This is a genomic window from Vagococcus lutrae (assembly GCF_003987555.1).
Taxonomy (GTDB): Bacteria; Bacillota; Bacilli; order Lactobacillales; family Vagococcaceae; genus Vagococcus_A; species Vagococcus_A lutrae.
Genome location: NZ_NGJW01000001.1, coordinates 79,485 through 93,148 on the forward strand (window position 1 = coordinate 79,485; position 13,664 = coordinate 93,148).

The following is a 13,664-nucleotide window of genomic DNA, read 5'->3' on the forward strand; positions in this document are numbered from 1 at the left end:
TAATTACATACCATACAATAGTACACTAGTATCACTTAAATGTAAACATTTTTACCTATTATTTGTCAAGATGTTCATTCTGTTCTAACACTTTTTTTATTTCATTAATATGTGTTTCATACGGCTTCAAATCCACATCTAATTTAGCTTTTCGTTCTGACATCTCTGGCAAATAGGTAGATAAAAAACAGATGAGCCATACTTCCATATTCAAAGATTCCGGCCATGCTTTCGGATAAATAGTACTCAGATATAACCGCAGTATCTCTTGCAAGTCATGATACTGATAGTCATCGCCAATTAACTCATACAAGCACGCTTGTAACATCTGAACGTGCTGTTGCTCTGGAAACGGGACGAGACTTGGTAAGGAAAATGTTTGACGGGTTCCATCATATAAATAGATTGACCAGTCAGCCGTTAATTTTAAGCGGACTGCTTGCTCCAAGATATAACGGCGATATATCGGTAGTGTCGTTGCTTGAGAAATCAAGTATTGACTCGTTTCTTCAAAAGCAGCTATCGGTAAGCTTTCTAGCTTTTGATAAAACAAATGACTATATAGTGAAGAAGTTGCTTGTTTTTTAAGCCACGTTTGTGTTGCTTGTATTTCGGTTTTATTAATTGTTAATAACGTTTGGTCTAATGATGCAAGTTGCTCTGTTAACTCTTTTTCTAACGATTTGGATAGACGCGCATTTCGAACTAATATATGAGCTTTCATTAGTTTTCTATTATGCACTAACACTGAAATATATTGAGCAAACCCTTCTTCCCCTTGCAAATAATCTGTTATATACTCGTTTGCAATAATTAACGCCTCCTCAGGCTGTGCCACTTCGATATAAGCCGACACTAACAACCGATTCCGTTCCCAGTTGGCTTCTAACTCATAAGCTTTTTCCAAATGAGCAACGGCCTCGAGATAGGCACCTGTTTCCAACTCTTTTCTGCCCATTCGTTCATAACTCGCTGCTTGATTAGGGAATGGTAAAATATCACTCATATTTTGCGCCCTTTCTTTTCTTACTGACTACACTCTGTTGCTCGTAAGACATTCACCGTCACAACACTAGTATCTGTCAACCAATCACCGACATGCTGTTTACGTTTCGTAAATATCGCTAACAAATAACCTAATAGCCAAAAACCCGACTTCATTATAAATCGACATGCCCCTTCACGAATCAAGACAGTTTGCCATGAGAGTGTTTCTTCGTTAAAGCAGATGACTTTTAAACCAAATATCATCTTTCCAAGCGTTTGACCGTTCGTCCATTTCGTCATCACTATAAAATAAAGCAAGTATATAATAACACTACCGATTACATAACTTTTACTTAACGCTTCCAGATTAGCAACATAGCTTAGCAAAATATACGTGAGTGACTGGATGACAATCAGGTCGGTTAAAAACGCCCACATTCTCATCCAAAAACCCGCATAAAAATAGGATGGATACTGATGCGTTTGGCCAACTTGCCCTTGCCACATCTCCTTTATTTTATTCATGAATCGCACTCCCTCCGTACCAATACATAAGCTGTGGTGTCTCTTCTGAAAGGGATGGCAAACCGAGTGGCGTTAATTTGTTTTTACTTGAAAATCCTTTTATCCAGTTATTCATGATTTTAAAAGGAAAGGCTTTTTCCCAAGCGCTCGCAGATGTTTCATACGAAATGACTGACGCACCTTTTAGCGTCTTCTCTTTTTTCATTTCTTCTAGTGCTTCTTCTGGAAATGCCAAAGCGTCGACTAAACCATTTTCGACGGCTTGCTGTCCGTCATAAATACGGCCGTCAGCAATTTCTCTCACTTTATCTTCCGGCATGTCACGCCCGTCTGCAACAATTTTTACAAAGCGATTATAAGAATTATCGACCATTGTTTGCAAAACTTCGCGGTCTTTATCCGTCCATGGGCGATTAGTTGACCCCATATCTTTCAAGTCGCCACTTTTTACCGTCGCATCTTTAATACCTAGCTTATCCAGTAATTCAGAAATATTCAAGTTGCTCATAATCACACCAATTGACCCTGTGATGGTTTCTTCCGTAGCAAATATCTTATCCGCACTCGCCGCCACATAGTAACCACCACTTGCTGCCATATTTTTCATTGAAACATAAAACGGTATTTTTTTATCTTGTTGAATTTGCTTAATTAAACGAGCAATCTCAGCACTTTCATAAACGCCGCCACCCGGAGAGTTTACTTCTAAAAATAAACCTTTTACATCCGGATCTTCATACGCTGTTTGCAATTGATTAAGGAAAAATTCATGATCATATCCTTCTCCTCCAAAGAGGCTACTGCTACCGCCAGACATTATTCCACCATCAATCGTTAACTTCACGATTTTTTTCGTTGGTGACCCCGGCTCAACTATCTCTTCTGTCATACCCTCTTCATTGAAAATATCTTCAAATGCGAGATTGGCTTCCTTTTTTGGAACAGTTATCGCAAAAAGCGCAATCGCTATCGCCACAATTAATGCTACCCATCTTTTCGTTGTCATCATTTACTCCTCCTTTTAATTGATTTCATTTTAACATAAAAAAAGTACAAGGAAGTATAATTTCCTTGTACTTTTTTGACATTAGTCTTGTAACAATTCGTAAATCTCAATGGCTACTAAATCAACATCATCAAACTGATAGACTTGTGATGAACCTGATTCGGTTAATTCAAATGTTTCACTGGTTGAATCATATGTCACCAGACATTTCTCAACGCCATCACGTTCAAAGCGGCGTACTTGTATTTCGTTGTCTGTCGCTTCCGTCATCGCTTCTAAGCGTTTAATAATCGCAACTAATTGTGAACTCTTCATATTGCGAGCCTCCTTCGCTTCCACTTTCTGTTACATTGTATCAAAAAGCGAAGATAATTGCACCGATATTGATGAAAGTTTTCGATATTTTTTAAGAAAAGCAGATTATTTTAACGTTATTGACACATAGATTGCGTATTAGATTGGCGCTGTCGCTTTCTTAAAATTATCTTTATTTTCAGTTTCGATATAAACAGGATGGTCTAATAAAGAAAGTGATGTCGGTAATGCTTTTTCCGTTTCAAAAATAAGTAACTCATTGTCCGTTTCTTTTAATAAGCTTGACGGAATATATAAGTAACCAACTGGCCCAACATTCCAGTAGCGACCGAGATTAAAGCCATTTAAAACAGCTATCCCTTTTCCTAGTTCGCGAATATCTAAAAAGGTGTGTGCTTGTCTGTCAACCTCCACATGATAGCGTCCAATGACTGGTAACGCCGCTGATTGAGTGTCCTTTTCAAACGTTACCTGTGAAAAATCATCTAATGGTAATGGGTAGATTTCCCAATCCGATTCGAAATGCAAATCTAAACGTAAACCACGTGTTAAACCTTTCGACTGTTTGACACTTTGCAAATGTGGGCCATAGTTCACTCGTCCCATATTTTCAATCAAAATATCTACTTGGTTGCTACCGACTTCAAAGTTTAATTCAAATTCTTCAAGTAAGTCTTCTTGGTAAAGCGTTTTTTGCCATTGATGATTAACATAGATATGCGCACGGTCTTGCGCACCCACTAGTAAGGCATTTTGTTGCGTGTTTTTACTATATATTGTCGTACGATATAATATATAACCATAGTGTTGGCCGAACGACTCCATCCCTTTTGGATACTTACTATATTGTCTTTCACTTAAGCATGACAAGTTATCAAACAAGCTAGTGACACCCGTCTGCTTAGCCAGTCCTTTAGTTTTTTCAACGTAGCGCGGTGTATCCACTTCACCGTAGTCTTTTAAAACTTTTTGAGCTAAGAAATATTTTTCAGTGGGATCTCCCCATTCTGTTAAAGGAGCATCATAATCGTAAGACGTGACTTGAGGCAAACGCTTTTCACCACGCGTTGAACAGCCATTCATAAAGCCGAAGTTTGTGCCACCATGAAACATATAAAAGTTAAACGACCCTCTCTTAGCCATTTCAGATAGTGTCTCTGCAAATTCCTGTGGGTCACGACGAATAATCGGTTCATTATAACGATTAAACCAACCGTCCCAAAACTCCATACACATTAACGGCATCTCGACGTCATGTTCATCAAAATAAGCTTGCATGTTATCGAAGTTTTCTTTTGGTTTTGACCCAAAATTTCCAGTCGCTAAAATACCTTGTTCAATCATACTTCCTGCGCGCAACGTTTCATCCCAACTACCGTCAGACGTAAATAACGGGACATCCACACCCATTTCACGCATCATCGTGACTAAGGCTGACAGGTACTCTTTATCATTGCCATAAGACCCGTATTCATTTTCGACTTGCATCATTAAAATAGGACCACCTTGCGTGACTTGAAGTGGTGTCAACCGACTTAAAACTTCACGATAAAAAGGACGGACTTTTTCTAAAAATAACGAATCGCTTGAACGATAAATCATTTCCGGATAGTTTAACAACCATCCTGGCAATCCGCCAAATTCCCACTCAGCACATACAAATGGCGAAGGACGGACTATTACATGTAATCCTAAATCTTCTGCTTGCTTAATGAAAGCGACGATATCGTAGCGTCCTGAAAAATCAAACACGCTTTCGTGTGGTTCGTGAATATTCCAAGGTATATAGGTTTCAACCGTATTACACCCCATCGCTTTTAAATTATAAAGCGTATGCTCCCAGTGAGCAGGTAAAATCCTAAAATAATGGACGGCACCAGATTTTATCTGAAACGGTTGTCCGTCTAATAAAAACTCTTTTGTTACATCAAAAGTCGTCATATTCCTACCCTTTCTAATTATAATTTAGGTAACAAGTCGTTAACAAACTTAATCCCGTCTTGAGCATCAGTCACACCATTAAAGTCCTGACCAGTTAGTTGAGCATTTAAGAAACTAATAACCATTGGCATATTCATCCCTGAATATAACGATAACGATTCACCCGTCATGACTAATTTTGATAATTGATTACAAGGAGTTCCACCAAATAAATCGGCAAATGCGACTAACTCTTCTTCTGGATGCGCGTTTTTGATTACCTCAAATTTCGCTAAAAATTCTGCTTCGCCTTCCTCTTCTAAAAACGGTAGCGTCACAATTTTTTCTTGTGGTCCAAATATCATCTCAACACTTTCTTTTAACGCTTCACAAAAGCGACCGTGACTACTTAAAATTAAAACACTCATTCTATAACCTCTTCTTTCTAAATTTTAATTAGAAAGAGGCCACCATAAAGGAAGCCTCTGTTCATTTGTCATGCTAACTAGATTTTTGCAATCACACCTAATGCAGAAAGCGCTACTGATACGATTAGTACAATAAAGATTGCCTTTGTGGCAGTCATTTTCTTACGACCTAATAACCAGTAGACACTTCCCACTAAAGCAGCAGGAACGATTCTTGGTAAGACCATGTCAATTTTCTCTTGAATATCAACTGTTAATTCACCAATTTGTGGTGCAAAACCAATTTTAATGTTAATCATTGTTGCAATTAAAGCCCCAACCATGAATACCCCTAATAACGTAGCAGCATCCGTTAATGCTGATAGTTTACTTTGCATTCTTGTTACAAGGGTAACCCCTTCTTTATAAGCAAACTCTAGTTGACGCCAACGGAAATACATAATCCCAATATTGACGGCAATCCAGATGAAAATCCCTGTCGGGTTACCATTTACTGCCATATTGGCAGCGATAGCACCAAATATCGCTGGAATTAACGCTGCAAAAATAGAGTCTCCAATAGCCGCAAATGATCCCATTAAACCGACTTTAATTCCGGCAACTGTTTCTTTTGCTTCGATACCTTCTTGCTCTTCAATCGCTAAGTTAGTTCCCGTAATAATCGTGTTGAAAAAGTTACTCGTATTAAAGAATTGCGTATGGTTTTTCATCGCTTCTTTTAAGTCATCTGTGTCATCCCCGTAAATTTTACGTAATTGTGGTAACACGGTGTATAAGTAACTCGTATTTTGCATACGTTCATAGTTCCAACCCAATTGAAATGTAAATAAGTTACGACGATTAATTTGATTGAAATCTTTCTTAGTTAATTTATAGTTTGGTGAGTTTGTTTTAGAGTTCGTCATCGAGTATTTCTCCTTCCACTGTTTCTTCCACAACCGCTGCTTTTGGTGCACCCTCTGTCACCGCTTGTTTTGAACGGTTCATGCTACGTTTATATTCTACCGCAGCAATTGAGAATCCAATTAACGCAACACCTAACATTGGTAAACCTGAGAAGCTACGAGTAAATTCTTCTGTCAATCCAGCGACAGCACCACCAATTGCTCCAACATCTCCGTATAGAGTCGCTAACATCGCAGTAATAACAAACCCTAAAATTAGGTATGGGAAGTGTTCTTTCACTGGTAAGTAGCGTAAAAGAATCGCGAAACCGACTGCCGGTAATACTGCTCCAGCTGTTTCTAAACCAGTAGCTAACCAACTTAAATCATTGTTCATATAGTCCACGACAGAGTTTACTAACCCACCACCGAAAGCTAGCGCAAGGAAAACAGGTAATGCACGAGATAATGCCCAAGGTATTGCTCCTAATAAATAATTGCGTTCAATAGCACGATAGTTATGATCTTCAATATGTTTATCAATTCTATGTGCAAAAAATGTGTTAGTAAAACGTGCTAAAATATCCGTTTGAATCATTAGTGCAGCAACAGGTACCGCAATAGATGAAATCGCCAATTCACGACTCATACCTAAACCGATTGAAAAAGCAGTTGCTAAGACGGTTCCTGAGTTCGCATCAATACGAGAAGATCCACCAAATGTTCCGACTCCTAAAATCGTTAACTGCATGGCTCCACCAATCATTAAACCAGTCGTCACATCGCCCATTACAAGTCCAGCTATAAATCCAGCAAAAACAGGTGAACCCGCACTTGAGTTAATGGTTAACTCATCTAGGATTTGATATCCTGCATACAACGTCAGTAATACTATTTGCCACCATTCGATTCCCATTTTATTCCCTCATTTCTTATATTTTTTTCAATAATTCCATAAAATCAGATGATTTTTCGCCTGGAACCATTTGATGTACTAACTTAACACCATGCTTATCTAACGCTTTAAATACTTCGACATCAGCCGGTGTAACATTGACCGATTTTGTGACAGATTTCGTTTCGCTTGTTTGTGACATGTTCCCCACATTAATTTCTTCAATTGGAACGCCGCGTTCAACTAATGCTAGTAGTGGCTGTGGACTTTTTACGACAATAAATACTTTTTGAGAGTCATAGCGCCCGTCTAAAATGTTTTTAGCTGCTTTCTCAATAGGTAACACACTTAGCTTTGTCGCAGCTGGACACGCCATTCTTAACCCTGACTTTTCAATATCATTTGTTGCCACTTGGTCGTCTACGACCATGATTCGTGTCGCTCCCAACGAAGGTGTCCATAAGTTTGCTACTTGACCGTGAATAAGACGGCCGTCGATTCTTACTGCTCTGATTGTCATACGATCTCTCCCTTTCCATCCTTTTGATTTCAAACGCTTTCAATTTTGATAAGATAAAAAGAGCGCACTCTTTTTATCTTATCTATATGGTTATTGATGCACCTTAACTTCTGACATCATTTGTGTCATTTTCGATGCCTCAATCATGCCCGTTGCTTGTTGTTGAGCATTTAACATACCCGCTGCCATAGCTCGCTTTAAAATAACTTCTGGTTGCTCTTTTCGAGATAATCCCACTGCTAATCCAGCAAGTGTCGCATCTCCTGAACCAACCGGACTGACCACGTCTATTTTAGGAATCGTCACACGGTAAAATGAATCATGCCATTTCACAAAAGCGCCATCTGCTCCTAATGAGACAACAATAATATCCACTCCTTTGAATAAAGGTTGCTGTAAATACTCAGCGAGGTTATCCGCTATCTGCTGCTCGTCCGTTTGTAATAGGCTTGCTAATTCCGATAAGTTAGGTTTAATCACTGTCGGTTTAGGTTCTCTTGATAAAGCTTGCTCTAACGCTGTTCCCGATGTATCAAGTAAAACGGGAATATGATGCTGAGTCGCTTTAGCAATCAAACGCGTGTAAAACGCTGATGGGACCCCAGCCGGCAAACTTCCCGATATCGTGACCACATCTGAATCTGGAAGTAATGTTTCAAATTCCGTGATAAACGCTTCTACTTCCTCTTCACTAATAGAAGGCCCCGACTCTAAAATCTCTGTTTGATTTCCTTCATGGATAATGGCAATACAATTACGCGTTTTACCATTAATCATTGAAAAGTGATGTTGAATACCTTGTTCGGTTAGTTGATGTTTAACAAACTCTCCTAATTCTCCACCGACTAGACCGGTTGCGGTAACAGCTTCTCCCTGTTGATAAGCAACACGACTCACATTAAGTCCTTTGCCTCCCGCTGTTTTCTTAATCGTTTGAACACGATTCACATCATCTAGTACCAGTTCATCTAGTTGATACATGATATCAACAGATGGATTCATCGTCACAGTTAAAATCATACCTTTTTCCTTTCCTATTGACTCAATTTTTCAGTCCAAGGTTGCGCTGTTCGATTAATGACTTCATTTAATTCCTCAATGTTTTGACGCCCTTGCGTACGCAGCCATTCACGTGCTTTCTCTTCACCGTGTTCGACAAAAACAGGAACGCCACCTTTCCAAGTAGCTCGGCCACATAATACACCATTAAATTTCGCACCTGATTCATACGCAAATTCAATTGTATCTTGGAAAAGCTGGGCACTTACACCAGCACTCAAGAAAATATAAGGTAAGTGAGTCGCATCGCTCTGATCCTTAAAGAGCTGCAAAGCTTCTTCTTTTGTGTGTAAGATGTCGCTGTCATTTTCAGCAAAGCCTTCAACAAATCGCATATTTACAGGAACTTCCATTTTCAATACATCAACATGGTATTGAGGTTTTGAAAATTCTTTCATCATTTCTATAACTTTTCTCGGTTTTACTTTTGCAAATTCCGCACTACTGTTATCAGCAATTTTCGCGTCATAAGATAATAACTCTAAATAAAATGGAATATCTTCTGCAACACATTCCGAACCAATTCGCTCAACAAAAGCATGTTTGCGTTCATTTACCTCATCGCCCTCGTCGATATCATAGTAAAGGAGGAATTTAACGCCGTCTGCTCCCTCATGACGAATACGGAAAGCCGACATATCATGAATTAAGTCTGGGAAACGTCCTGGTTCTGTTGCATCGTAACCTGTTTGTTCATAAGCTAATAACAAACCAGCTTCTTCATCTCTTACTTTAGCAGCTGGCAAACCGTACTCAGGGTCCAACAATATCGAAGAAGAATAAGGTGTTAATTCTTCAGAAACTAATTCTTTAAACGAAACAATCGTTTGCTCGACATCGCCTGAAAAATCATCGGCCTTTAACATTTTTTTCAGTGCACCCCGTTGGTCAATCGCCAAAGCGGCAATAATATGATCTTTCGTAGATAGTCGTTCCATTGCTTGATACTTGTTTTTTGATATTTTCATAATGAACTCCTTTTTTTAAGCTTGATAGGGATAGATTTGAACACCTTTAACAACACGATTTACAGTACCTGTTGGAGATGGCGTATCTGGTGTATTGCCTACTTTAATTGCAGTTAAAATCGCAACAGTTTGTGCAAACATAACATACGGTAGCGCCAAATATGCATCCGGTAAAACACGTCCCGCTTCTTTATAATCAAATGTATGACCTGTATAAGTCTTGAGTTCGTTCGTTGTTAAACCAATCACACCCGCTGCAATACCGTCTTGATGAATCTCTTCTAAAATATCTTCATCATATTGAGCTGTATATGGTTGATTGGATACAAAACCAAAAATTAACGTTTCGGAATCAACAAATGATTTCGGTCCATGACGGAATCCCATAGATGAATCAAAGACAGTTGCCACTTTCCCAGCTGTTAGTTCAAGTATTTTTAATTGTGCTTCACGCGTTAAACCAGATAGACTACCTGATCCAAGATAAACCACACGATTAAATGGCACCTCTAAAATTTTCGCAATGCTTTCTTCATTTGCGATGACACCTTTACCAAGCTCCATCATCACATTCAAATATTCTTCTTTATCTTTTTCTGACGTTGTATCAAAAACAAGTAAGGTCATCAATGTCATGCAAGAATAACTACCTGTCATGGCAAATCCTTTATCATTTGAATCTTCAGGCATTACTAACAATAGGTTACGTTCATCACCATGAGCATTACGAGCAAGCTCTCCGTCTGCTGCACACGTAATTGTCACTTGATAAAAATCTGAGACTAATTGTTTACCTAATTCAACGGCTGCCACACTCTCTGGACTATTACCACTGCGAGCATATGACACTAATAATGTTGGTAACGCTGGATTAAAATATTCACGAGGATTAGAAACTAAATCGGTTGTAGCAACACTTGAAAGTGTCCACTGTGTTTCGTCTACTTGCCCTTTTAAATAAGGAAGAACCGTATTTCCCACATAAGCTGACGTTCCCGCTCCAGTAAAAATCACTTGAACATGTTCATGTGCTTGGGTAACGTTTTCAAAAAATTGAGTAATTTTCTCACGACTGTCTTGATAAATCCCCCACGTTTCTTCCCATAAACGAGGTTGCTGTTCAATTTCACGAGCTGTGATGACCGCACCTTTTTCTTTTAATGCGTCATCCGATAATGAATAAATCATGTTATATACCTCCTACTATTTTCAACTGGTAACTACCAGTAGTGACAAGTTAAATATAACGTGTTTCAAAACACTTGTCAACCATTTAAAAATAAAAAAAGACAACATTCTTAATAAAATAAGAATGTTGTCTTTGTTATTTATCTGTAATGTTTAATTTTATAATTGAATTGATCGCTACGCGCCGTACTTACTGTAAACTCAATTGCTTTATTCGTATCATCATATGTGACACGTTTTAATTTTAAACACGGTGCCCCTGTCATAATATTCAATAACTTCGCATCCGTTTCCGAAACGATACTAGCAGAAAACTCTTCTTCAGCCACTTTGATATGTTTATTGTAAATATCTCCATAAATATTATAAAGTGGTTTCATCTCCAATAGTTCTTTCGTCATATCTGGAAACTCTTTAGCAGGTATATATGTGTACTCAATCATCATTGGGACATCATCTGCCAGTCGTAGTCGTTTTAACCAATACACCTCTTCAAAATCCTCTAAATTTAACTTGTGGGCAATGTAGCCATTAATCTTTGTTTTTTCAAAAGATAAGATTTGTGTAGAGGGAACTTTCCCTTGTTGACGCATTTGTTCCGTAAAGCTGTAAAAATCCATTAAGTTCTCTTTATCACGATTGAGTGTCGCAACAAACGTCCCCTTTCCTGGACGCTTATAAATATACCCCATGTTTTCTAATTCTGATAGGGCTTGGCGAACCGTCGTCCGACTTACGTCATATTTCGTACAGATTTCTCGTTCAGACATCATTTTATCGTTAGGCTTTAATTTTGTATCAATTTCTTTTAATAATATGTCCACTAATTGATTATAAAAGGGAGTGGCACTATTCTTTTCTATCATAAAAACGCTCCTCTAGTTAATAGTAAGTCTATTATAATTCAGATGCACTATAAAGACACTACTCTTTTGAAAGCGTTTTGTCAAATCGTCACGCATATCGTCATATTAAGAAGGAAGACTTCCCTCTGGCCACCATAATTTAATAAGCGCCTGTGTTCCATCATCTTGATAGCCTTTATCCATGAGCTGTTCATATAACTGAACGGCCTGTTTTGTCGCAGGTAATGCGATAGCCATTTTATCCGCTTCATCCAAAGCAATTTTCAAATCTTTAACAAAATGTTTCACAAAAAAACCGGGTGAATAATTTTCTTGTAAAATTCTTGGGGCATAGTTGCTTAGCGACCAGTTTGCCGCACTGCCGCCACCGACTGTCGTTAATACTTTTTCTAAATCTAAGCCCGATTTTTCAGCATACACCAGTAACTCCGTCATACCAGTCATCGTACCGGCAATCATAATTTGATTGGCCATTTTCGTATGTTGCCCGCTTCCAGCTACTCCTTGATACATGATAGTCGTACCAAAAACCTTAAATATCGGTAGTAATACTTCAAAGTCTTTTTCCTCTCCACCGACCATAATCGTTAAAGTTCCATTTTTAGCTCCTAAGTCACCACCTGATACAGGTGCGTCCAAACTTTTAGCCCCTAAGTCATGAGCAGCCGTTGCAATTTTTTTAGCTAAGGTAGGCGTACTTGTCGTCATATCTACCACATATTTCCCAGTAACATCAACACTAAAAATCCCTGACTCTCCAAAATATGTTGCTTCAACATCTGAAGGATAACCGACCATCGTAAAAATAATATCACTAGCAACCGCAACCTCTTGCGGCGTATCACACCAAATCGCCCCTAGCTCAACTAAATCATCCGTCTTACTCTTGGTACGATTATGCACGTTTACAGAATAATCTGCTGCCAATAAATGCTTAACAATGGCACTCCCCATAACGCCTGTTCCAATAAAACCAATTTTTTTCATGTTCATTCCTCCTTATTAATGATTATACCTTAAACATCCGTTAATCAGAAGTCAGAACCTATCAAAAAAGGCTGACCAAGTCAGCCTTTAAAGAGTCGTTCCCGAAGTCTCTAAACTATCAGGTTTGATAAATAAAGCAATCAATCCCAAAAAGACACCGCTATAATGTGTAATTAATCGCCATAGAAAAATCGCTAGTAACAGTTGACTTGGACTTGCGATAAACCCGCCAAAAAGTAAGGTAAAACTGTATTCTGCCCCACCTGTTCCACCAGGTATTGGAAACAACGAGATAATTAAAATAATAAACGCATGAAAGATGATAATTTGCCAAATGTTTATTTGATTAACACCCATACTTAATAAAATAAAATATGGCACGATGTAATAACAAATCAATTGAAAAAAAGTCAGGACAAAGGTTCGAAACATCATTTTCTTTTCTTGCTTCATGTATCTACTTTCCTGATAAAAGTTCGTCATTTTTTCTGTTAAAATACTTTTCCAATGCGTGGCTTTTTCTTCTCCTACTACTTTTTCAAATATTTTAAAAAAAAGAGTGACCACTTTATTCGTAAAGGTATAATGATACATAATCATCAATAACGTGACGACGACGATTAAATTGATGATAAAACCTAGTAGTACGAGATAAGAGAGATGTTGAAATTCTTGTTTTAATAAAGAAAAACCAAATATCAAACACCCGATAAAATTCAGGACAATCATCACTTGATAAACAACAAATTTCATCATGCATACCGACCCGCTGACTCCAGGGTCAATGCCCGATTTAACTAACGTTAATAACTGTGCGGGTTGCCCACCTGTTGAAAAAGGGGTAATCGCATTAAACAAGTGTTCAATCAACGGTATTCTTAACGCATTTTTAAATGAAAAGTTTGCTGCTTCACGCCGTAGAAGCCCCTGAATTATCTTGCCTTCAATCGCCCAATGCATCAGCATACAACTTAAGGCAACGATTAACCAATACCCATTCACCTTCTGAGCCTCTTGCCAAACAGCTGCTGGTGTGACTCGAAATAATGGTACGATAAAGACAAACAACCCAATAGCTAGCGCGATGATTAACAATCTTCGATATTTCTTAGTCAT

General features: G+C 38.3%; 15 protein-coding genes. All 15 read right to left on the reverse strand.

Going from position 1 to position 13,664, the window contains the following annotated elements:
• Positions 1-58: 58 nt before the first annotated feature.
• Positions 59-1,006: a hypothetical protein gene (locus CBF33_RS00425; protein ID WP_126760669.1), complete on the reverse strand. Its 948-nt coding sequence runs from the start codon at positions 1,004-1,006 to the stop codon at positions 59-61.
• A gap of 20 nt (positions 1,007-1,026) precedes the next feature.
• The gene (locus CBF33_RS00430; protein ID WP_126760670.1) at positions 1,027-1,512 is read right to left on the reverse strand and encodes an RDD family protein; all 486 of its coding nucleotides are present in this window, start codon (positions 1,510-1,512) and stop codon (positions 1,027-1,029) included.
• Complete coding sequence (sppA, locus tag CBF33_RS00435) at positions 1,505-2,518, reverse strand: signal peptide peptidase SppA (RefSeq protein ID WP_023606446.1); 1,014 nt, start codon at positions 2,516-2,518, stop codon at positions 1,505-1,507. The genes CBF33_RS00430 and sppA overlap by 8 nt, the downstream gene beginning before the upstream one ends.
• Before the next feature lie 81 nt (positions 2,519-2,599).
• Positions 2,600-2,833, reverse strand: coding sequence for a YkuJ family protein (locus CBF33_RS00440; RefSeq protein WP_023606445.1), 234 nt, complete (start codon positions 2,831-2,833; stop codon positions 2,600-2,602).
• 138 nt (positions 2,834-2,971) lie between these two features.
• The gene (locus CBF33_RS00445; RefSeq protein WP_126760671.1) at positions 2,972-4,774 is read right to left on the reverse strand and encodes a glycoside hydrolase family 35 protein; all 1,803 of its coding nucleotides are present in this window, start codon (positions 4,772-4,774) and stop codon (positions 2,972-2,974) included.
• 17 nt (positions 4,775-4,791) lie between these two features.
• The gene (locus tag CBF33_RS00450) at positions 4,792-5,181 is read right to left on the reverse strand and encodes a PTS sugar transporter subunit IIA (RefSeq protein WP_126760672.1); all 390 of its coding nucleotides are present in this window, start codon (positions 5,179-5,181) and stop codon (positions 4,792-4,794) included.
• Between the two features lie 77 nt (positions 5,182-5,258).
• Entirely contained in the window at positions 5,259-6,086 is an 828-nt protein-coding gene (locus CBF33_RS00455; protein ID WP_126760673.1) for a PTS system mannose/fructose/sorbose family transporter subunit IID, read from the reverse strand.
• Positions 6,073-6,981 (reverse strand): PTS mannose/fructose/sorbose/N-acetylgalactosamine transporter subunit IIC, encoded by a 909-nt coding sequence (locus tag CBF33_RS00460; RefSeq protein ID WP_126760674.1) that lies wholly within the window; start codon positions 6,979-6,981, stop codon positions 6,073-6,075. Before CBF33_RS00460 ends, CBF33_RS00455 begins: the two co-directional genes overlap by 14 nt.
• 16 nt (positions 6,982-6,997) lie before the next feature.
• Positions 6,998-7,480: a PTS sugar transporter subunit IIB gene (locus tag CBF33_RS00465; RefSeq protein WP_023606440.1), complete on the reverse strand. Its 483-nt coding sequence runs from the start codon at positions 7,478-7,480 to the stop codon at positions 6,998-7,000.
• Positions 7,481-7,570: 90 nt separating this feature from the next.
• Entirely contained in the window at positions 7,571-8,500 is a 930-nt protein-coding gene (locus CBF33_RS00470) for a hexose kinase (protein WP_126760675.1), read from the reverse strand.
• A 14-nt stretch (positions 8,501-8,514) separates the two neighbouring features.
• The gene (gene lacD, locus CBF33_RS00475; RefSeq protein WP_307726197.1) at positions 8,515-9,510 is read right to left on the reverse strand and encodes a tagatose-bisphosphate aldolase; all 996 of its coding nucleotides are present in this window, start codon (positions 9,508-9,510) and stop codon (positions 8,515-8,517) included.
• 12 nt (positions 9,511-9,522) lie between these two features.
• The gene (locus CBF33_RS00480; RefSeq protein ID WP_126760978.1) at positions 9,523-10,692 is read right to left on the reverse strand and encodes an SIS domain-containing protein; all 1,170 of its coding nucleotides are present in this window, start codon (positions 10,690-10,692) and stop codon (positions 9,523-9,525) included.
• A 143-nt stretch (positions 10,693-10,835) separates the two neighbouring features.
• Complete coding sequence (locus tag CBF33_RS00485; RefSeq protein ID WP_126760677.1) at positions 10,836-11,561, reverse strand: GntR family transcriptional regulator; 726 nt, start codon at positions 11,559-11,561, stop codon at positions 10,836-10,838.
• Positions 11,562-11,666: 105 nt separating this feature from the next.
• The gene (locus tag CBF33_RS00490; protein WP_126760678.1) at positions 11,667-12,548 is read right to left on the reverse strand and encodes an NAD(P)-dependent oxidoreductase; all 882 of its coding nucleotides are present in this window, start codon (positions 12,546-12,548) and stop codon (positions 11,667-11,669) included.
• An 87-nt stretch (positions 12,549-12,635) separates the two neighbouring features.
• Positions 12,636-13,664, reverse strand: a complete 1,029-nt coding sequence (locus CBF33_RS00495) for a lysylphosphatidylglycerol synthase transmembrane domain-containing protein (RefSeq protein ID WP_126760679.1) — start codon at positions 13,662-13,664, stop codon at positions 12,636-12,638.